This window comes from Gordonia sp. 852002-50395_SCH5434458, assembly GCF_001665905.1.
GTDB classification, from domain to species: domain Bacteria; phylum Actinomycetota; class Actinomycetes; order Mycobacteriales; family Mycobacteriaceae; genus Gordonia; species Gordonia jacobaea.
Genome location: NZ_LZTC01000020.1, coordinates 39820 through 60770, shown reverse-complemented (window position 1 = coordinate 60770; position 20951 = coordinate 39820). Strand labels below are relative to the sequence as shown.

The 20951-nt window shown below is 65.9% G+C and carries 14 protein-coding genes; 6 read left to right on the top strand and 8 right to left on the bottom strand.

What is annotated here, in order from left to right; genetic code table 11:
* Positions 1–144: 144 nt before the first annotated feature.
* The 3 genes from A5785_RS04310 to A5785_RS04300 all read right to left on the bottom strand — a co-directional run bounded on the left by A5785_RS04310 (position 145) and on the right by A5785_RS04300 (position 10297).
* Positions 145–3513 carry an arabinosyltransferase domain-containing protein gene (locus A5785_RS04310; protein WP_197494540.1) on the bottom strand — a complete coding sequence of 1123 codons (3369 nt, stop codon included), beginning with the start codon at positions 3511–3513 and terminating at the stop codon, positions 145–147.
* Positions 3503–6868, bottom strand: coding sequence for an arabinosyltransferase domain-containing protein (locus A5785_RS04305; RefSeq protein WP_082938013.1), 3366 nt, complete (start codon positions 6866–6868; stop codon positions 3503–3505). Before A5785_RS04305 ends, A5785_RS04310 begins: the two co-directional genes overlap by 11 nt.
* Before the next feature lie 63 nt (positions 6869–6931).
* Entirely contained in the window at positions 6932–10297 is a 3366-nt protein-coding gene (locus A5785_RS04300) for an arabinosyltransferase domain-containing protein (protein ID WP_049700184.1), read from the bottom strand.
* Positions 10298–10425: 128 nt separating this feature from the next.
* Between A5785_RS04300 and aroQ the strand changes: the two genes are divergently transcribed.
* Together aroQ and A5785_RS04290 are read left to right on the top strand one after the other, a co-directional pair.
* Positions 10426–10887: a type II 3-dehydroquinate dehydratase gene (aroQ, locus tag A5785_RS04295; RefSeq protein WP_049700301.1), complete on the top strand. Its 462-nt coding sequence runs from the start codon at positions 10426–10428 to the stop codon at positions 10885–10887.
* On the top strand, positions 10887–11747 hold the full coding sequence (locus tag A5785_RS04290) for an SAM-dependent methyltransferase (protein WP_049700183.1): 861 nt from the start codon (positions 10887–10889) through the stop codon (positions 11745–11747). Before aroQ ends, A5785_RS04290 begins: the two co-directional genes overlap by 1 nt.
* Positions 11748–11814: 67 nt before the next feature.
* On the opposite strand, the gene A5785_RS04285 is transcribed toward A5785_RS04290, so the two are convergent.
* The 4 genes from A5785_RS04285 to A5785_RS04270 all read right to left on the bottom strand — a co-directional run bounded on the left by A5785_RS04285 (position 11815) and on the right by A5785_RS04270 (position 16977).
* A complete protein-coding gene (locus A5785_RS04285) occupies positions 11815–12567 on the bottom strand; it encodes an MBL fold metallo-hydrolase (protein ID WP_049700182.1) in 753 nt (250 codons plus the stop codon).
* Entirely contained in the window at positions 12564–14561 is a 1998-nt protein-coding gene (locus tag A5785_RS04280) for a galactan 5-O-arabinofuranosyltransferase (protein WP_064864702.1), read from the bottom strand. Before A5785_RS04280 ends, A5785_RS04285 begins: the two co-directional genes overlap by 4 nt.
* 108 nt (positions 14562–14669) lie before the next feature.
* Positions 14670–16376, bottom strand: a complete 1707-nt coding sequence (locus A5785_RS04275) for an HNH endonuclease signature motif containing protein (protein ID WP_231894227.1) — start codon at positions 16374–16376, stop codon at positions 14670–14672.
* 52 nt (positions 16377–16428) lie between these two features.
* Complete coding sequence (locus tag A5785_RS04270; protein WP_064864700.1) at positions 16429–16977, bottom strand: TetR/AcrR family transcriptional regulator; 549 nt, start codon at positions 16975–16977, stop codon at positions 16429–16431.
* 36 nt (positions 16978–17013) lie between these two features.
* Between A5785_RS04270 and A5785_RS04265 the strand changes: the two genes are divergently transcribed.
* From A5785_RS04265 to A5785_RS04250, 4 genes are all read left to right on the top strand, one after another.
* Positions 17014–17709: a lysophospholipid acyltransferase family protein gene (locus A5785_RS04265; protein ID WP_049700299.1), complete on the top strand. Its 696-nt coding sequence runs from the start codon at positions 17014–17016 to the stop codon at positions 17707–17709.
* A gap of 299 nt (positions 17710–18008) precedes the next feature.
* Positions 18009–19247 (top strand): glutaminase, encoded by a 1239-nt coding sequence (locus tag A5785_RS04260; RefSeq protein ID WP_049700179.1) that lies wholly within the window; start codon positions 18009–18011, stop codon positions 19245–19247.
* A gap of 59 nt (positions 19248–19306) precedes the next feature.
* Positions 19307–19663 (top strand): helix-turn-helix transcriptional regulator, encoded by a 357-nt coding sequence (locus tag A5785_RS04255; protein WP_053117514.1) that lies wholly within the window; start codon positions 19307–19309, stop codon positions 19661–19663.
* 66 nt (positions 19664–19729) lie between these two features.
* A complete protein-coding gene (locus A5785_RS04250; RefSeq protein WP_049700177.1) occupies positions 19730–20146 on the top strand; it encodes a VOC family protein in 417 nt (138 codons plus the stop codon).
* Between the two features lie 27 nt (positions 20147–20173).
* Here A5785_RS04250 and A5785_RS04245 read toward each other — a convergent pair whose 3' ends face one another.
* Positions 20174–20935 carry a decaprenylphospho-beta-D-erythro-pentofuranosid-2-ulose 2-reductase gene (locus A5785_RS04245; protein ID WP_005208185.1) on the bottom strand — a complete coding sequence of 254 codons (762 nt, stop codon included), beginning with the start codon at positions 20933–20935 and terminating at the stop codon, positions 20174–20176.
* Positions 20936–20951 lie beyond the last annotated feature (16 nt).

Genomic DNA, 20951 nt, shown 5'->3' with positions numbered 1-20951 from the left:
TGGCGCAAGCAAGGTGATCATGTCCTCACCACGCTGGACGGCTCGACCCGAGCCGCAAATACACGTGTTTCTGACACATGCACGCGAAGCTTTGCTCGCGTCTGTCAGAAACACGTGTTTCTACGACGCCGCGCCGGCGCCCGGTCAGTACCCGCTCGAGCGAATGGGACCCGGGTCCCAGAGTCCCGATCGGCGCGCGGTGCCGAGTTCGAGCTGTGCCGGTGGCGCGGGGTCGACCTCGGTGAACCGCTGCAGTCCGCCCCAGTCGCGGCCCCAGTTGTTGCGCAGGTATGTGGGGAGCAAGGTGGGGATGAGCATGGCCTCGGTGATACCGAGCGGCCCGCCCGCGGTCCCCGACATCCAGGTCTGGCTGTTCTTCTGGGTGGCCTCGGCGTCGGGCATGATGCGCCAACGCGGTACCTGCATCACACCGTTGCGCACCTTCATCGGCTGCTGGCACGGGAAGACGAGTCCCGACACCCAGTCGATGAAGACCGGATCTGTGGTTCCGACGACCTCGTTGAGCGTCCGCAGGGCCGGAACCCGTGGCGGGGTGACTGCGACCCATTCCGACGGTGCTCCGGATGTGTCACGCACGACGACCCGCGCGAGCGTCGCCTGTGCCGGTGCATCGGCGAGGGGGAATCGGAGGTTGCGCCACGTCGGAGCCGTTCCGACGTCGAGCGGCGACATCGTGCCCAGACGCTGCACGGTGCCGCCGGCGCCGACGCGTCCGAATTCGACGGTCACGTCCTGACCGTCGCTGCGCAGTCCGTCACCGTCGACGGCGTCGACCGAGCCCGCGACGGCGATCGTGAGCAGCGGCTTGTCGGCGCTGCGTTGGGGTACCTGGTACCAGTCGGTTGTCACCGAACCGGTTCCCGACGGCGCGCCGTAGGAGCCGAGTACCGGGGTGGTCGCGGGGTCGAGTCCGAAGGGCAGTCGCACAGTGGAGCCGTTGACGCCGCGCGCGCCCTGCCCACCCTCGGTGCCGCCCTGCGAGGCGTCGGTTGTCTGGTCGCGATCGTCGGAACCCGCGCCCGTCGGTGCAGAGTTGGTGGGCGCCGAACTCACGGCGCCCGACGATCCCGACGAGTCCGTGTCCTCGGTCGCGTCGACCGACAGCTTGTTGGCCACACCGTTCGGGGTGAATCCGACAGCCGAAGAGCCCTGCCCAGCGCCTGCGAGAGCGTCGGAGATGCTCGGCGCGGGGCGGCCGTCGACGGCAGCGGGTGCGAGCATGCCCGTGTTGACGTCGGCCTCGACGAGGACGTCATTGGCGAGGCCGCACTCGTTGCCGGTGAGAGCGCGGGCGTTGGAGTTCAGCCACGACCACGAATCACGTTGCACGTAGGCGGCTTTTGCGAACGAGGCCACCATGAACAGCACCATGAAGATCGAGATGACCGGCAGCGGAGAGAATTTCAGCTTGCTGTACCAGTGATCGGAGTGGCCGGTTCGCGTCTGTTCGTCGGTGTAGTCGTCGCGCAGGTGGAACCACAGACCTGCCGCCGCAGTGAGAACCGCTGCGATCAGGAATACCCACCAGAGGCTCACACCGCCGATCGACGGCTGCCTGTCCCACCAGGGGATGCCGTAGCTGCCGACGAACCACCAACCGTTGGTGCCCGCGAACGAGATTCCGGTGACCGCGAGTACCGCCGCTGCGAAGAACGCGCGGTTGCGGCGTGAACGCAGAATGGTCGGCGCCATCATTGCGCCCGCGGCGGCGGCGAGTCCGCCTGCGATTCCGGCGTAGACGCCGAAGTGATGAGTCCACTTGGTGGGTGTGAAAGCGATGAAGAACATCGTGCCGAGCGTGACCGCGATCAGCCGCCAGATCGGTGCGCGCGCAATGCCGTTGGGATGCTGCTTACGCAGCAGTCGCAGGAGTACGACGACGAGGCACAGGATCATGATCAGCACGCCGTAGCGGCGTGCGAGCGTGCCGTCGGCGGTGGGCAGGATGAGGTAGTAGTAGCGAATCGGCTCCTGCCACCACTCGAGCGTCGGACCGACGTCGGTGGCAACCTTGTTGCCCGCGATCAGCGGCGCGAGTGGCTGGTCGGCGAAGATCTCGTACAGCACAAGGGTTCCGGCCGCGAAGATCGGCGCGAGCATGGGGAGCAGTCCGTCGCGCCGACGTCGGGTCACGATGGTGCGCACGATGGGACGGACACCCGCGAGCAGGGCGGCCACGGCCATGAGACCACCGGGAGCGAGTGCAAGGGTGAACGCGGCGACGGCGACGGCGACCGCGTACGGCAGCAATCTGCGTGTGGCGATGGCACGTTCGACGCAGCACCACGTCAGGAGTGCGCCGACCGCTTCCGCTGGTTCGGGCCGCAGACCGTTGTTGTAGGGCAACCAGAGTGCGAGATAGACGAATGCCGCCGACCACACGGCCGGAGTGCTCGTGCGCACCGCTCGTCCCAGCCGCGGGATCACCTCGCGGGAGATGAGCCACCATCCGAGAAGTCCGAGTAGGAAGGCGGGCAGGCGCATCCACGGTGTGGCGAGACTGACGTGCGTCATCGCGGAGATCACCTGGAAGTGCCAGCCGAAGGGGTCCTGCGGCACACCGAAATAGCGGAAGTAGTTGTCGGCGTAGCCGGCATCGCCGGTGATGCGTCCGACGATGAAGTTGTAGCCGTCGTCGGATGTGTTGGCCCCCGCCAACCACCAGAACGCCAGTATGGCGAGTACCGCGAGGTCGGGGCCGCGGATGGTGAACCAGCCGGCGGGCAGGAATCGTCTGTGGCCCCTGCCATCTCGCGAGTCGAGCACGCCGAGTGCGACCAGGGACAGCAACGTCATGATGATGCCGACGATGATCGCGGCCAGTTTGAGCGGCGTCGGCGAACTCACGTATCTGGTGTCGATCGTGGCGTGCATCGACAGGCCGTCGCGCGACGCAGACCCGGGAAGGTCGGTGTAGACCCCGACGATCTGCGGGCGCATCTCGTGGTCGGGAGTCGAGTACGTCAACGGGCTGCCCGCACCTGCCGACGTGCCGTCGATCTTCGCGTTCACCCCGCGCTCGTCGGCGTGGAACACCACCGCACACGACGAATTGTCCTGAGCGGCTGCGCGTTCGGTCGAGAGAATCACGACGTCGCGGTCGGTGACGGTGATCGTCGACGCGTCGGCGCGGACGAACAATCCGCGCGCGCTGGCGTCCTGACCGCCCGCGGGCGTCGTCGACATCAGGACTCCACCCGACGCGGGCAGGTCACGGGCGAGTGAGCACGGAACCCGCAGATCCATGTCGACGGGAACGAACGAGACGAGCGGTGCGGCGACGTTGCCGACGCCCTCACCCTGCGGCCACGACAGGGCCGCTGTCGACTGTGTGACCGGCAGCAGCGGAGTGGCAACCGCGAGAAGGACACCGAGCACTCCCGCGACGGCAGCGATGATCTGCGCTCGGCGGTAGTTGCGTGGCGCCCCGGTGGTTGGTTCGTCGCGTTCCGTGCTCTGGGTCGGCGGCTGCGGTGTCGGATCAGTTGTCATCGGACTGCGGCTCCACCCTGATCGAACCATCGTGTGACCAACCCCAGCGGGTGGTCTGTGACGTCTGTAGCTGTGCTGACGGCGCGTCCGGGGTCAGTGGTGAAAGTCGTTCCAGCGCACCCCATTCCCGTGTCCAATCGTCCTTGAGATAGGTCGGGACGGCCTGGGCGGCCGTCGTTGTCTCCGAGATGCCGAGCAGGCCACCGTCGACCCCCGCCTGCCAGGTCTTCGACTGGGAGTTGGCGAAGGGATAGTCGGGCAGGATGCGCCAGCGCGGGATCTCCGCGACCCCGTTGGTCACCCGCATCGGCTGCTGGCACGGGAAGTGGGCGGCAACCATGAAGTCGATCAGTGTGGGAGTCTGTGATCCCACGACCTGCTGGAGTGTCTGCAGTTGCGGCGCTCGTGGCGGGGTGATGCCGATGAACTGGTACTGCCCGAGGTTGTTGTCCAACAGCGACATTCGCATCGCCGATGCTCTCGGTGGCGCCGCACTCATGGGTACGCGCAGGTTGCGCCACGGCCGGTTGGAGATGACCGGTCCGGGGTCGATCGGGAGGATGTCTGGCCCGATCTGGGTGAACGACCCGTCGGGTCCCCTGGTGCCGAACTGCACGACCAGTTTCTGTCCGAAGTTGGTCACCCCGAAGGTGTCGACCGTCGAGATCGCACCCGCGGCCGAGACCACGAGCAGCGGGGTCTTCGCGCGATCGGCGGGTAGGTCGTACCAGTCGGTGGTCAGGCGGGCTTCGCCCGCGTAGCCGTAGCTGCCGAGGACGGGCGTCGTCGCGGGGTCGAGTCCGTACGGAAGTGCGACGGTCGAACCGTTGACGGTTTCGGGTCCGCGGCCGCCCGTGGTGCCCGCGCCCAATCCGCCCGTGATCGAGAACGGTCGTGCGGGACTTGCCGCCACGTTCATCTGGCCGGGCCGTTGACTGCCGGGCTCGGGGGAGAGATCATCGGGAATTCCGTTGGGGGAGAATCCGACTGCCGCGTCCGGTCCACTTGTCGCTCCCGAGAGTGCCTGCGTCGCCGTGCGTCCGTCGGCGGGTCGCAGCATGCCGGTGTTGGGATCGGATTCGACGAGCACGTCGTCGGCCATGCCACAGTTGTTGCCGCGCAGCGTGTTCACGTTCTCGGCGAACACGGTGGTCGCCGGATAGCGCGATACCGCCCCTTTGGCGAACACCAGCAGCTCCGCGATCACCATGAGTCCGGCGATGAGCGCGATGGGCGACGACGCGAGGAAGAGTCGTCGACGATCAGCCCGCGTCTCGCCGGGGCCGTCCGTCGTATGCGAAAGTCCTTTGTTCTCAACGTAGTCGAGTCGCAGGTGCTGCCACACCGCGATTCCGGCGGCGATCACGGCCAGGATCAGGAACAGGGTCGACACCGGTCTGCCCGCGATGATCGGGGCGCGGTCGAACCACGAGATGCCGTATTCGTAGGCGAATGGCCAGGCGTTGTAGCCGGCCATTGCGGCGGCGAGGGCGAAGAACAGTCCCGAGACGAAGACCGTCAGATTCCGTGCCGAGCGTGCGGCCGATTGCGCGACAGCCAGAGTCGCGATCGCTGCGATCGCGGCGGCGAGTCCGGCGAACACCCCGAACTGAATCGTCCACTTCGTCGGGATGAAGGCGAACAGCACGAGGGTCACGCCGACGGCGCCGATCAGTCGCCATGTCGGGCCGGCGTGGACACCGGCAATTCGTCCGCGCCGCAACATCACTGCGACGGTGACGACCATTCCCGCCAACAGCAGCAGTACGGGGACGCGGCGGGTGAGCGCTCCGTCGTCGGTCACGACTGAGATGAAGTAGTAGCGCAGATACTCCTGATACCAACCGATGACGGGTCCGACGACGTAGCGGACGCGGATCGCCTCGATCACCGCGGCAATCGTCTGGTCGCGGAACACGACGACCAACACGAGAAGTCCGGCGGCGATGGTTGGTGCGACCAGGGGGAGCAGACCGTCGGAGCGTCTGCGCACGAGCAGCACGTGCAGCAGTGCGCGGGAGGAGGCGATGAGGATCGCGACGCCGATGATGCCCTGTGGCGCAAGGGCAAGAGTGAATGCCGCGAGACCCGCTGCGATGGCTCCGGGGAACAGTTTGCGGGTCGCCAGTGTGTGCTCGGCCGCCCACCACGTGAGCAGTGAGCCCAACACGATGATTCCCTCGGGACGCAGACCGGAGCAGAACGGCAGCCAGAACGCGGTGAAGACCAGTGCCGCCGACCATTGCGCCCAGCCGCTGCCTCGAATAGCAGAACCCAGTCGGGGCAACAGGATTCGACTCAGCACGAACCACGAGGCGAGTCCGGCGATCAGCGCGGGGATGTGCATCCACAGAATCGACGGCGAGATCGACGACCAGTGGGCGAGGAACGAGTAGTACCAGTCGAACGGAGCCTCGGGGATTCCGTACCAGCGGTAGTAGTTGGCGAGATAGCCGAACGACGACGCTGTGCGTCCCATGTTGAGGATGTACCCGTCGTCGGGACTGCCCGCCCCGAGGAACAACCAGATCACCAGTACCGCGGTGACCGTCAGATCGGTGGCGCGGGGACGCAGGATGCGCAGCCACCCGGCGCGGCGTCGGGCTCGGTGCCGCACGTCGTCGCTCATTCGGTCGAGCAGGAAGAGTGCGACGAGCGAGACGATCACCGCGAGCACTGCCAGAACCATGAGGACGGTCTTGAGTGTCGTCGGCGAGCTCTCGTAGCGATTGTCGATGCGGATGTCGACCCGCATCCCCGCGTCGGCGGCTGCTCGAGCCTGGTCGGGCGTCAGGTCGCTGAACACGCCGTCGATCTGCGGGCGCTTGTCGGGGTCGAGGGTTGTGGCGGCACCGAGGCCGACGAACTGCGCGCCGGGTCCGTCCGGCGACGACCAGACGTGCAACTCGCTACAGCGACCCAGATCGGCTCTCGGCGCCGACGCCGCGACGGAGTTGCGGAAGGTCGCGGTGACGGTGTCGCCCGCGGTCACGTAGAGGGCCGAGGCCTTGGAGTCCTGTGCGGAGACGGCCATCGTCGACATGATGAGCGTCGACTTGCCCGCCGGTACGTCGGCGAGGACGCGGCACGGGATGCGGACGTCCAGCGATTGCGAGGTCTGCGCGATCAGCGGGGCGGTCACCGACGACGTCGTCGACGCGAGTTGTTGACCCTGCGGCCAGGAGAACGACGCGTCGGTGCTGTGTACGGGTAGGAATCCGATCAGCACGCACAGCACGGCACCGAGTAGTCCGGAGACGGTGGCGACCAGCCCGACGGTGCGACGTGAGCCGATCGTCGAATTGTCGGCCGGTGGCGAAGCATCGGACTCGGCTGGCGGGGCTGTCGCAGGCACGGTCACTGATGTTAGGCGATTACGTCGCGCCGCCCGCCCGGTGCCGCGATCAGCGGTTGCGGGTCAGTGCCTGATCGGGGCCGGGCTCCACAACCCGCTGCGCGTTGCGGTGCCCGTGGTGATGGGAGCGAGGGTCGTCACGTCTCCGTAGGGCTCGTAGCGCTCGAGAGCTCCCCAATCCCGGCCGATGTCGCCCTGCAGGTAGGTCGCGACGGTCTCGGGCTGCTGCGACACCTCGAGCCACCCCAGCGGACCGCCACCATAGGAGTCCTGCCACGCCGAGACGGCCGCGGCGAGGTCGGCGCCGGGCCTGATGCGCCACTTCGGGATCTCCGCGACGCCGTAGTGATGGGTGAACGGCCGCTGGCAGGGGAAGACCAGACCCGACGTCCAGTCGACGTGTACCGGGTCTTCGCTTCCGACGACCTCTTGCAGCGTCTCCATGTGGGGCAGTCGCGGTGGGGTCACCACGATGAACCGATCCGCCGAGAGATTGTCGTCGTTGGCGACGATCCGCACCGCGGTGAGGTCGTCGGGGAGTGACGACGTGGTGATGCGGACGTTGCGCCACGACGGTTGCGGCCCCGGGTCGATCATCTCGGTCTCGCCGGTCGGCTTGAGGTCGGCGTCGCGGGTCGACGACCCGACGGGGTCGGTTGTGTACTCCAGCAAGAGGTTCGGATTGTCGTAGCGTCCGGCGACCGAGAAGGTCAGCAACGGCTGCTTCTTGTAGTCGCGAGGCAGTGCGTACCAGCCGGAGGTCAGACGCGCGGGAACCTGATCGGTCGTCGAGTAGCTGCCCTCGACAGGTGTGCGGGCCGGGTCGAGCATGAACGGCAGACGTGCGCGGCTGCCGTTGACCCCGGCCGTCGAGAGTTCTCCACCGCCGGTTCCGCCGCTGTTGGCGGTGAGGACGTCGTTGGTCGACGTCGCGTTGCCTGCGAGCACGCCGAGCGAACCCGCGCTCGCCTGCGTGGTGAGGTCTTCGGGAACGCTGTTCGACGTGAATCCGGTTGTCGGCGGCCGGGATGCGTTCGGGTCCACGGTCGACGGACCCGCGAGGGGGTCGGTCAGGGTCGGGTCGACGGGCGAGAGCATGTGGTCGTTGGGGTTGCGTTCCACCCACACCTTGTCGGCCATGCCGCACTGTTTGCCCGCGAGAGCCTCGATGTTCGACCGCGGAACCGAGAACGACGACGACTGGTTGACCGCTGCGAATCCCGCGGTGACGAGTTCGAAGATCACCACGGCGGCGGCCACATATGCGAGCGGTGCACCCGCGACGGAGTCGATCGCCCTGCGATACCAGCGCTGTCCGGTGTCGGTCTCTTCGAGCGTCGTGTCCTGGGGGTCGGTTCCGGTGAACGGTTCGCGGAAGTGGAACCACAGCGCGACCAACAACAGCAGCAGCGAGACGTAGAGCAGCGCATTGCTCACCGAGAATCCGAAGCTGACCTGGCCGACGCCCCACGGCATGCCCCACGCCGACGCGTAGTAATACGAGTTGGGTGCCGTGAACGCCAGACCCGCGATGAAGAGCACGAGTGCGGCGAAGAGTGTGCGGTTGCGCCGTGAATGCATGGCCTTGTTGCTCGCGGCGATGGCGGCGATGGCAGCCAATGCCGCGGCGAGTCCGGCGAACACGCCGAAGTGGTGCGTCCACTTGGTCGGCGTGAACATCAGGAAGACCAGCGATGCGAATGTGATGCCTACGATGCGTCGAGCAGGGCCGACGGCCGTGCCGGGGATGCGCGACTTGCGGATCAGTACCGCTGCCGAGACCACCATGCCCAGGATCATCGCGAGGACGGCGAAGCGTCGTGCGATCGAACCGTCGGCAGAGAACGCGAACAGCGACGAGTACCGATCGATCTCGTTGTACCAGTGCGCCGACGGCCCCAGTGCGGTCTTCATCTTCGACGAGTCGGAGAACGCGCGCAGGGTCAGGTTCGAGAAGACGACGAAGATGACGAACGTACCGGAGGCGAGAACCGGTGCGAGCAGTGCTGCGTACGACCAGAATCCGCCGCCGATCGCCCGAGCACGTTTGATCAGGGCCAAGATGATCGGTCTCGCTCCCGCGATGAGCGCGGCGACGGCGAGTAGGCCCGTTGGGCCGGCGGCGAGACTGAACGCGCCGATGAGACACGCGATCGCGGCGGGCAGGATCCGTCCGGTCGCGATTGCGCGTTCGACCGAACACCAGGTCAGTAGCGCGCCCAGCGCGATGATCGGCTCCGGTCGCAGGCCGTTGTCGAAAGGGAACCACGACGCGAGGAAGACGAAGGCTGCCGTCCAGCCGACGACCGGTCGGCTGATCGCGGCACGGCCGAGCCGTGGCAGCACCTCGTGGCTGACGATCAACCACGACGCGATACCGCACAGCAGAGCCGGTATACGCACCCACGGGCTGGCGAGCGAGATGTGGCTCATCAGGCCGAAGACCTCGTAGTACCAGCCGAAGGGCGCCTCGGGTGCACCGAACCAACGGAAGTAGTTGGCCGTGTACTCACTGTTCTGTGCCACCCGCGACATCGTCAGCAGGTAGCCGTCGTCGGACGTGTTGGGTCCGATGAAATGCCAGACGATCAGGGCGCCGATCACCACATAGTCGCGTGCGTTGAGTCGCCACCACTTCGCAGGGAAGATTCGACGGTGCTTGCGGCCGTCCGTCGAATCGAGAACGGCAAGTGCCGACAGCGACAGCAGCGTGCACACGATGCCGACGATCAGGACGAGCCATTTCAGGATTGTCGGGGCCGTCGAATAGCGCGAGTCGATGGTCACGTGTGCGCGTAGACCGGGCAGTTCCGACGCCGCTCCGGACAGGTCGGTGAACAGTCCTGTCACCTGTGGGCGCTGGTCGGAGCTGTAACTCTGCGACTCGCGTCCCTTGGTGGTCCCCATCAGCGTGGTGTTGCCGGATTCGGAAGAGTCGGCGGGTGCGGTCATGCCGACGAACTCGGCGGTCACGGCTTCGGAATCGGCGTGGACGACGATGTCGCGGCACCCCTGCGAGCGCATGTCGGCAAGCGTGGCCGAGACGAGTGGCACGTTACGGACGACGACTTCGATGCTCTGCTTGTCCGGAGAGTCGGCAGGGTTGCCGGTGCGGCGGATGAACAGGCCGCGCTCGGCCGACTTGGCAGCCTGCTTGGGGGTCGTCGACAGCAAGACCGAATCGTCGGTGCCGAGCCGCTCGGCTGCCGAACACGGAACCGAGACGTCGAGGTCGATCGGGACATAGGAAATGAGGGGTGCCGAGACCGACCCGATCTCGCTGGATCCGACGCTGCCGGTGGAGGGCCAGTTGATCTCCGCCGTGGTCTGCTTGACCGGCATCAATGGCGTGGCCAGCGCGAGGACTACTCCGAGCAGGCCGGTGACGATGGCGATGAGTTTCGCTCGTCTCACGGTCTGCGATTGCACAAGCAGTGATCCTAACGGCCGGATGCGACGTCGCGAACTCTCGGTCGCTCGTGGGTCTGACGGGCTCGTGGGTGTGGACGCCGGAGAGTATGGACGCGGGCCCGGTGCCGGTGGATAGGCTTGCAACCATGTCGACCGACGCCACGGATACCGAACCGCTGCCGATCCTGCTGCTGAACGGGCCCAACCTGAACACGCTCGGGATTCGACAGCCCGAGGTGTACGGCTCGGCGACGCTTGCCGACGTCGTCGAACTCGCCGAACGCACCGCTGGTGAACTCGGCTACGGCCTGCGTGCGGCGCAGACCAACCACGAGGGCGAGATGATCGACTGGCTGCACGAGGCGCGCGGCAACATCAGCGGGATCGTCATCAACCCGGCCGCGTGGACGCACACCTCAGTCGCGCTCGCGGATGCGCTTGTGATCCCCGACGTTCCGATCATGGAGGTGCACATCAGCAATGTGCACAAGCGGGAGGAGTTCCGACACCACTCGTTCGTGTCGCCGCTGGCCTCGGGTGTGATCATCGGTTACGGCATCCGCGGCTACGAGTTCGCGATTCGACGCCTCGTGGAGGTCCTGGGCTGATGGCCGATCTCGACGATCTCGGACTGACGGCGCTGGGTGTCGCGTGGGCGCGAGCCGCCGAATCGTCGAGGGACGACGCATTGTTCGACGACCCGCTGGCCGAGGCGATTGCGCGAATCCGGCCCCGCGGCTCCGAGTTCGGCGGAGATGATGGCACCGATGAACGTGGTTCGGCCAAGATCCGAGCGATGTACGACTGGATCGTCGCGCGCACGGTGTTTCTCGACGAGGTGTTCGCGGCCGCAGTCGCCGCCGGCATCACGCAGTTCGTGATTCTCGGGTCGGGGCTGGACGGTCGGGGATTTCGACTCGATTTCGGTTCGGGAGCAAAGCTTTTCGAGGTCGACAGGCCGTCGGTGGTCGAGGTCAAGGAGGATCTCGTCGCGCAGTCGGGTCTTGCTCCGACCGTCGAACGTCGTGTGGTGGCTTCCGATCTGGCCGACGACTGGCTGCGCGCCCTGCAGGGCAAGGGTTTTCGGGCCGACCTGCCGTCGGCGTGGCTCGCCGAGGGGCTGTTCGTGTACCTACCCGACGGGCTCGGTCTGCGCGTGATCGAGGGCATCACCGCGGCATCCGAGTCCGGCTCACGGATCGGGGTGACCGTGCGCCGCGCCGCGTCGTCGGTTGTCGACGATTCTGCTGCTGACCCGTTCGCTGATGTGCGGAAGTTGTGGCGCAGCGATGTTGACGTCGCTCAGCACGTCGACGCCGCCGGGTGGGACTGTGAGCTTTCGGATACGCGCGAAGTGCTTGCCGCTCATGGGCGTTCGCTGTCCGAGGCCGCCGGCGCGCAAGAGTCCGCGACGCTGCTGTCGGGTGTTCGACGCCAACGCGGCCACGGGACTATCGACCGCTCCTGACGGATTCTTCAGCGCGGCGGCAGTTTTCGCGCTGGGTTCATCGTGCCGAGGCTTGTCGTGTCGGGTGTTATCGAGCCAGGGCTTCTCGGGCCAGCTCGGCGACTGGGCCGTCGAGGCGACGTCCGTGTCCCGGGAAGAGCACTGTCGCGTCGAGGTCGGTGAACGATTCGACGCTGCGTCGGGTCGCGGCAGCGTCGTGGTTGAAGAAGCGCGGGAGTAGCTGCGGCCCTTCGTGTCCGGAGAGCGGGTGGCCACTGATCAGAGCGTCGCCCGAGACGAGTACCGCGCCGTCGGCGACGAGGAAGGCGCTGTGCCCATCCGTGTGGCCGTGAGCAATGACCGGCCGTGGTCGCCCGGGAAGGTCAAGGGTGCCGTCGGTCGAAAAGGGTTGCGCGGTGGCGATTCCGGCCCGGTTGAGCACGCCGAGAGGTGTGACCAGCGCCAGCCACCGCCACGCGCGTGGCTGCCACGCGACCGCAGCGATGTCGAGTGGGCCCGCCTGCTGCAGGAGGTCGCGGTGTGCGTGTGCCACTTCGGCGGGGTCGACGAAGACCGGGAAGCCGAAGCGGTCCACCAGCTTCGCGAGTCCTCCGATGTGGTCGACGTGAGCGTGGGTGAGCAGTGCTGCTCTGATGTCGGTGGGGTGTGCGCCGATCGATTCGATCGAGGCCACCACGTCGTCGGCGTTGCCCGGATATCCACCGTCGATCAGCGTGATGCGCGAATCATCGCGCAGCAGAACCCAATTCACCGCGGCCGTGTGCACCAGATACGCCGTCGACGACGCGGCGCCGACCTCGGTGATCTCGAAGGAGCTCACTTGCGCACCACAAGGACGAATGGTCCGACGTCGGTGACCTCGAAACGTGGGTCGTTGAAGAGGTTCGGGTCGAAGGTCACCGTGTAGCGCTTGACGTTTGGATCGTTCGGGTAGACGTCTGCGGCGAGGCGCAGTGCGTAGCCGTCCGCAGAGTAGCGGAACAAGAAGACGTTCGGCGGTGTCCATGGCGCGGCGTCGAGTTGGCGGACGAAGTCGTCGGCCGATGTCGCCTTGGACCAGGTCTCGATCGTGGCTGCTCGTTTGTCGAACTCCGCCAACGGGTTTGCGTAGTGCGAGGTGAGCCCTTGGAAGCCCCAGTACGGATAGACGGAGAGGAATCCGTAGTCCGCGGTGAGTACGACGTTGTCGGTGGCCGGGCGTCCGGTCTTCTCGCCGATGAGCTTGTCGATCTGCGGGTAGTACGACTCGGCGCCGGGTGGTCGCTTGTCGGCGCGGTCTCCATAGCCGTCGGTGTCGGTGTAGGCGGTCGTGATCTCGTTGGAGAGATAGGCCGGAATGCTCTGTGCCACAGCGATTGCCGCGAGCGCTGCGAGTACGCCGACCACGACGCGCACGTCACCGAACCTGCCGACTGCCCAGTGGGCGAGCTCGACGACTCCGAACACTCCGGCCGCCGCGAGCACCGCGACGAGGATGGGTTCGAGTCGGAAACCGAGCAGCGTCGTACCCGCGGCGGTGACCAGCATCGAGAGCAGACTCATCAGGTAGATGCCGACGACCGTGATGCCCAGGGCTGCGGCGATGGTGCGTTGACGGAACCGGAGCAGAATCCAGATGAGTCCGATGAATGTGATCGCACCGACGAGGCTGAGGTGGAACATCGGCCACGGCAAGAACGAACCACGTTCTGGCAGATAGTGTTCGGCGGTGCCGCCACTCGCGGGCTCACTGCGCGCTCGAGCCAGGAGATAGGGCGCCCACACGGTCAATGCGATGAGGCCGGAGATGACGCCCATCACCACCAGCCGCCCGACTACCGCCAGCACGACGCCGCGTCGAATTTTCGATACTTCGTCGCTGGGTAGCGCTTTGTTGGAGGCGTTGACCCAGCCGTGAACGATGAGCGCCAATGCCATCAGGATCGCGACGCCCGCGAACAGTCCCGTGTAGAGCGTGTAGAAGGTTGCGCTCAGACCGAGGAAGAGGCCGGTCGCCACTACCGCCGCCCAGCTCGTGCCGGAGCGGAGCGAGGCGGTCGGGCCGTCGGCGTGGCGTGAGCGACCGCGCAGGCCGTAGAGCATCGGGATCAGCATCGGGACGCCGACCATGATCAGTACCGCCGCATACGGCTCGGGACCCGCGTACATCAGCGTCACCACGGTGACCGCGAGCGCTGTCGCGATGCCGCGGTCGGCGCGTACCATGCGAGCCCAGAGCACTACTCCGATCGCTGCGGCGACCGCCATCGAGAGGATCGCCCACGGTTTGAACGCCTCCCACCCGGGCAGACCCATCAACGACGCATAGCGGCCTCCGCCCCAGAACCATCCAGCCGGATAGTAGGGAGCGAGGTGCAGATAGGTCATGTCCGCCAGGTGCGGACTGCTGGTGAGCCGGGTCAGGTACTCGGTGCGGAACTGCTGGTCGGCGGAGAGGCCGAAGAGGTAAAGGCGCGTCGCCCCGAGTGGCATACCGAGCGTGACGGTGACCAGCCCGGAAATGCCCGCCGCCGACAGCAGAGTGACCAGCCATCGCGCTTTGCCGTAGCGGTACAGCAGTGCCGCGATCACCAGGATCGCCACGGCCACCACCTGGCCCGCCGTGGTCAGCGAGCGGGTGACATTCGACGAGTTGAACGCGGGCCATTGCACCGAGTCGATGGCCTTGAGGCCGACGAATGCCACGATCGCCCCGACAACCACCGCGATGACCAGGTCGATCAGGGTGCGGACATGGCGATTGGCTCGACGCTGAGGGGTCGCAGCAACCTGAGGACTGGAGTCGTCGGTGGTCGGGCTCTGCGTTGACGTCACGCGTCTATTTCTAGCAGGGGGCCGTACTGACCCACGCCGGACGCCGCAGCTCGACGGCGCGCGGCCCCCGAGACCGTGTCTGGGGGCTGGCGCTCGCGCGGGCGTGGGTCAGAAGGGCGGGTCGCCGGTGTTGGGGTCGTTGGCGAGCCGCCAGGCGCGGGTGTCGGCGCGGTGTTGTCCGATGCGCGCGCTATGAGCGGAGGCGAGCCGTCCGGGGATGCGTCGGTCTGGGCGATCGGGTTCGTCGAGGTCGGGGAAGAGGTCGCGACCGTTGTACGCGTTGCCGACGAAGTGGTAGCCGCCCGGGGACCGGAAGATGGCGCGGCCCATGGGTGTCTGATGGTCGCGCCAGCCGACGGCGAAGGTTTTGTGGCGGTGGTGGAAGCGGCACAAGGGGCGCAGGTTGGTGCGCTCGGTGAGTCCGCCGGCTTTCGGATTGCCGTGGTTGAACGGCTTGGCATGGTCGACGTCGGCGGTGGCAACTTTGTTGGTGCAGCCGGGGAAAGTGCAGCAGAGTTCGCCTGCCTTGACCAGGACTCGCAGTTTCTCGGGGATGGGATAGCGGTAGGCGGCTTTGTTGTTGGGGGTGACGCGGTTGGGATGGATGTAGTTCCGGGTGGCGTCGGCGAGTAGTCGGCGGGCGGTGTCGGCGTCGATGAGCCCATGGCCGTCGAGGAACGCGGGGTTGTTGTCGTGGCCGAGCAGAGTCGAGAGGTTGACCACGATGTGGAACATCGGCCGGGGTGCGAGGGCGGTGGAGCTCTGAGTTGCTGCGACCGGGTTCGTGACGGTTGTGGTTGCGGGGTTCTGCTTGTCGTCGACGTTGTCGCTGCGCGGAGTATCGGACACGGTGGCGCAGTCGGGGCAGGTGCAGGGGAGGGTCTGGTGGCCCTGCGCGAGGGCGGTGAGTGCGTCGGCGCGTTGTTGGGTGTGCGTGCGGGGGTCGTCGGGGTGGATGTCGGCGATCATCGCTTCGAGCCGGGTATCGAGGATCGCTGCCGCGGTGGCAGGGATTTGGCCGTCGATTCTGGACTGACCGGGCTCGTCGCGGTGGGGGCGGATGCGGAGGTAGCGGCGGCTGGTGGCGGTATCGCGGCGGCGGGCGGCGCCGTCGGGATCGACGCGTTCGACGGTGGCGTCGATCATGGTGCGAAACCTGGTCATGGACATGGGTTCTCGTGCGCTGATTGCTGCGGCGAGTGCGGTATCGACCGCGGTGAGATGCGCGTCGTCGACGTTGTCGGTGCGGGCAACGACTTCGTGGAAGCGGGGTAGGTCGATACGGCCGGTTGCCAACAGTTCTGCGGTTCGGGGTATGCGGTAGCGCAGGGCTGCGCCGGTCTCGATCATCTTCTTGGCTTGGCCGGGTGTGAGGCAGAGGGTGGCGCCGAGCTCGGCGATGGCTGTGGTCAGGCCATCGGGGCCGAAGCGGGCCAGCGGGTTCTGGTTGTTCTGCGTCAGGAGCGCGGCGAGTTGTTCGGGGTCGGTACAGCCGTCGGGGACGGCGTGTTCGCCGGTTCCGATTTCAGCGTCGATGCGCTGGAGGTATTCGGCCTCGCGTTCTTCGTACAGCAGGATTGCGGCTTGCAGCATGCGATAGTCGGCGCACGCCTTGATCGCGTTGGTGTGGAAAAGCACCTCGACGAGTTCACGTGAGTAGAGGCGTTCGTCGTCGGCGAGCTGTGTCAGCTGTGTCTCGACGTCGGAGGTCGGTGCGTCAACTGCTGGCGTATGCGCATGACTGTTGGCCGCGGGCACGACGGGTGATTCGTCGGGTGTCAGCGGGCCGGTGCCGTCGGGGTTCTCCGATGCCATAGTCAGAACATACATTCGAGGTCTGACAATTCTGTCCGACCAGGTGAAAGCGTTAGCAGCCGGTGTTTCGGACGGTGTGACGAATCATCTCGACGACGTTCGATCCCGGTATGGTCAGTTCGAGGGCGCCCGTTGACGACAGGACCGCTATCCCGTGTAGCGCGACCCACAGTGAGGCTGCGACTCTTTCGGGATCTGTTGTCCGACCGCTCTCCCGAATGACGGACACCAGCCACTCGTACAGCGGGCGCGACGCGTTTCGAAGCTCAGCGCCCGACCCCTCGAGTAGGTCGTGACGGAAGATGAGCGTGAACATCGCAGGTCTGCGTTGCGCGAAGTCGACGTAGGCGAGTCCGATCTCCACGAGGTCGTGGTCGGATGCCAGGTCTGCAGTTTTGAGTGCTTCAGCTAGATCGTGCAGGCCCACTTCGGCGATTCCTGCAAGCAGGCTCCGGTGCGTCGGAAACCAGCGTCGGGGCGCTCCGTGAGACACGCCGGCGCGCCTCGCGATCGCCCGCAATCCGACGTCGGCAGAGCCTGTCTCCTCCAACAATTCGATGCCCGCATGTACGAGTGCGGATCTGGTGTCTTCGACGGTCACGTAGACAGTGTCTCCTATCTCGTGTAGGCACTGTCTATGCGCTTGTGGACTGCACTTGTTTATCGCGTGTGCCGACATCTTGTGATCGGGCCAATGCTGTACGTCTTCGGGCGGCCGAAGGTCATGGGCCGCGAGCACATCCCACGATGCGGGCCGGTGATCTTGGCGGCCAACCACCTCGCCGTGCTGGACTCGTTCTATCTGACACTCGCTGCGAGGCGACATGTGACGTTTCTGGCGAAGCGCGAATACTTCGATAAGCCAGGGCTTTTCGGCCGGACGCAACGATGGTTCTTTGCGGCAATGGGGCAGATCGGCGTCGACCGGCGAGGGGGTAGCGCGTCGTCGGCGTCGCTGCGAGCCGCGACGACGATCCTCGCGCACGGAGGGGCGTGGGGCATTCATCCCGAGGGCACACGCTCGCCGGACGGTCGGCTCTATAGAGGCCGAACCGGTGCTGTTCGAGTCGCAATGGACACGGGCGCACCACTGATACCAGTCGCGATCACGGGAACGAGACCGGGATCTGCGGTGCGCTGGTGGCAGCAGCGGGTCTCTATTCACATTCTCGAGCCACTGGAACTCGATCCGTATCGCGTCGAAGGAGCGGCTGGCATCAGGGCGGCGACTGACGAGTTGATGCGCAGGATCTCGACGCAGACCGGGCAGTCATGCGTCAATAGGTATGCGCGAGAGTGGAAGTCGCATGTGGAAGAGTCTGACGCAGCGTGATGGTTGTCCGCGTGCGCGGCTCGCGCGGTCGAGTTGTCGGCCCCGGGTTCTGCAGTCTGCAGCGCTGCGTCAGGTTGGCGTGGTGCTAGACGGCTTGGCGATCTGTATGACGTAGACGCCGGAAATGGGTGCCTATTGTCATACGGATCTGCAGCGCTGCGGCGGGTCGGCGTGGTGCTCGACCGCCCAGCGATCCGTATGACGTTTACCCCCAAAATCGGGGCCGACTGTCATACGGATCAGCCGCGGCGCGGTCGTCGGTACCGTGGACAGCAAAGCGCAAGGAGGCGTCTACCTGTATGCAGTCACCCGTCCGCGATTATCTGACCGAGGTCCTCGATTCGCTCGATGCCGAGCGCGGCGGAGCCGTCGCCGACTACATCCCGGACCTGGCCGAGGCCAACCCCGATCTGTTCGCGATCGCAGTCACCACCGTCGACGGCCGAACGTACTGCGTCGGCGACGACGAGGTCGAGTTCTCCATCCAGTCGATCTCCAAGCCGCTCGCCTACGCGGCAGCTCTGGCCGACCGCGGATTCGACACTGTGCTGGAGAAGGTGGGCGTCGAACCGTCGGGCGAGGCGTTCAACGAGCTCTCACTCGAGAGCGGTACCTGCCGGCCGCGCAACCCGATGATCAACGCCGGCGCGATCACCACCCACGGGCTGCTCGTCGACGACGATGCCGACGTCGAGTCGCGCGTCGAGCGGGCGCGCAGCTTCTTCTCCACGCTGGCCGGACGCGAACTGACCGTCGATCAAGCGCTACACAAGTCCGAGATGGACTCGGCCGACCGCAATCTTGCGATCGCGCACATGCTGCGCAACTACGGAATCGTCGACGACGCGCCGCACGACATCGTCGACGGATACATCCAACAATGCTCAATCATGGTGACCGCCAAGGATCTTGCTGTGATCGGAGCGTGCTTTGCCAACGGCGGCGTGCACCCCGTCACCGGCGAGCGGGTGATGAGTCGACGGATCGCGCGTCAGGTGATGTCGGTGATGGCAGGCTGCGGCATGTACGACGGCGCGGGCGAGTGGTTGACCACCGTCGGTATTCCGGCGAAAAGCGGTGTGGCGGGCGGACTTCTGGGAACGCTGCCCGGCCAATGCGGCATCGCGGTCTTCTCGCCGCGGCTTGACGAACACGGCAACAGCACGCGCGGCGTGTTGACGTTCCGCCGGCTGTCGACCGACATGAACATGCACATGGTCGACGCCGAGCCCTACGGAACCACCGTGCTGCGCGACGTCCGAACCTCCGACGATTCGACGACCTTCGAACTACAGGGAGTCATCCAGTTCAGCGGCGCGGAGTACGTCCTCGACAATCTGGCTGCCGACGAAACAGGCACCCCGACTGTGGTTTTCGACGTCAGTCAGGTCAGCCACTTCGCCGACGTCGGGCGTCGGATGATCTTGGAGGGCATGCGTCGTGTCCGCGAGGACGGGCGCCGCGTCGTATTGATTGATCCCGACGACACTCTGCCCGATCCCGATCTGGGCGACGGAAGCTATCCGGACAGATCATGACTGGTGATGCGCGGCAGGCACGCGCGCGGACGAACCACACCGAGGACACGAATCGGCGAATGCTGCGCGCGCGTGATGCGATGGATTGCCGGTTCGCTGAACCCCTGGACCTTGCTGCGCTGGCGGCGATTGCGCACGTGTCGGAGTCGCACTTCAGCCGCGTGTTCAAGGCGACCTTCGGCGAAACGCCGCACCGCTACCTCCAACGACGACGGATTGAGCGAGCGTCGTCAATGCTGCGCGAGACGCAGCTGTCGATCAGCGACATCAGCACCGCAGTCGGGTTCAGCAGTTTCGCGACCTTCACCAGGACCTTCGGGCAGATCATGGGCGAGACACCCACCGCGCATCGCCGTCACGCCGGGGACCACGGTGCGCCGATCTGCGCGGTCAAGGCGCTACGTCGGCCGGCGTGAGCATCTGTCACGAACAGAGCAGTTTTGGACAAGTGAGACCGGGGCAGCGTCGGTAGCGTTCCCGCCATGCCCAACACGATCATCCTGTCCCAGATCTACGTACTCGACCACGATGAAGCCCTCGACTTCTACGTCGGCAACCTCGGCTTCGAGGTGCACTCCGATGTCGACATGGGTTTCATGCGATGGCTCACCATCAATCTGCCGTCCGACCCCGACCGCCAACTCATGTTGGAGATCCCCGGGCCGCCGTCTTTGAGCCCGGAGACCGCAGCCCAGGTCCGCGACCTATTGACGAAAGGTGCTGGCGGTGGCTGGTTTTCGATGTCAACCGATGATGCCTATGCGACCGCAGACGCACTTCTGGCCAAGGGTGTCGACTTCACCGATGAACCGACCGATCGTGACTACGGCATCGATTTCGGTATCCGCGATCCGTTCGGCAACCGAATCCGCATCGGACAGATGAAGTCTCGCCCCTGAGTGTCGCGAGCGTGACTTCGGGTGCGTCTAGACCGGCAGCTTGCGGAAGACCTTGCGCGGGATGTGGCGCAGCACGGTCATGATGAACCGGAAAGTGCCAGGCACCCAGACGATTTCCTTGTTGTCGTCGACGGCCTTGATGACGGCCTTGGCGACGACGTCCTTGTTGACGGTGAGCGGCGCTTCCTTGACGTTTGCCGACAGTCGGGTCCGCACCTGGCCGGGACGCACGACGAGAACGTGCACGCCGTCGTCGGCCAGCGCCTCGCCGAGGCCGAGGTAGAAGCCGTCGAGACCTGCCTTCGACGACCCGTACACAAAGTTGCTGCGTCGAACACGCTCGCCCGCAACCGAACTCATCGCGACGATCTGCGCACGACCCTGATGCTTCATCTTGTCGCCGAGCAGCACGCCAACGCTGACCGCGGCGGTGTAGTTGATGGTCACCTCGGTGACGGCCTTGCGCTGGTCCTGCCAGACCTCTTCGTCGTCGAACTGCACACCGGCCGCGACGATCGCGAGGTCGACATCGCCTCCGGCAAAAGCCTTCTCGATGGTCTCGGGGTGCGTCTCGGGCTTCGTCGCGTCGTAGTCGATGAGCTCGACCGACGTCGCACCCGCCTTGCGCATGGTGTCGGCCGCGGCGTCGGCCGTCGGATCACCGGGCACGACGGCGAGAATGACGCGGGCGGGTCCACGAACGAGGAACTCGCTGGCAATGGCGAGTCCGATCTCGGAACTGCCACCGAGGATCAGGATCGACTGCGGCGAATCGACGGCGTTGAACATTGGTTGGTGTCTCCTC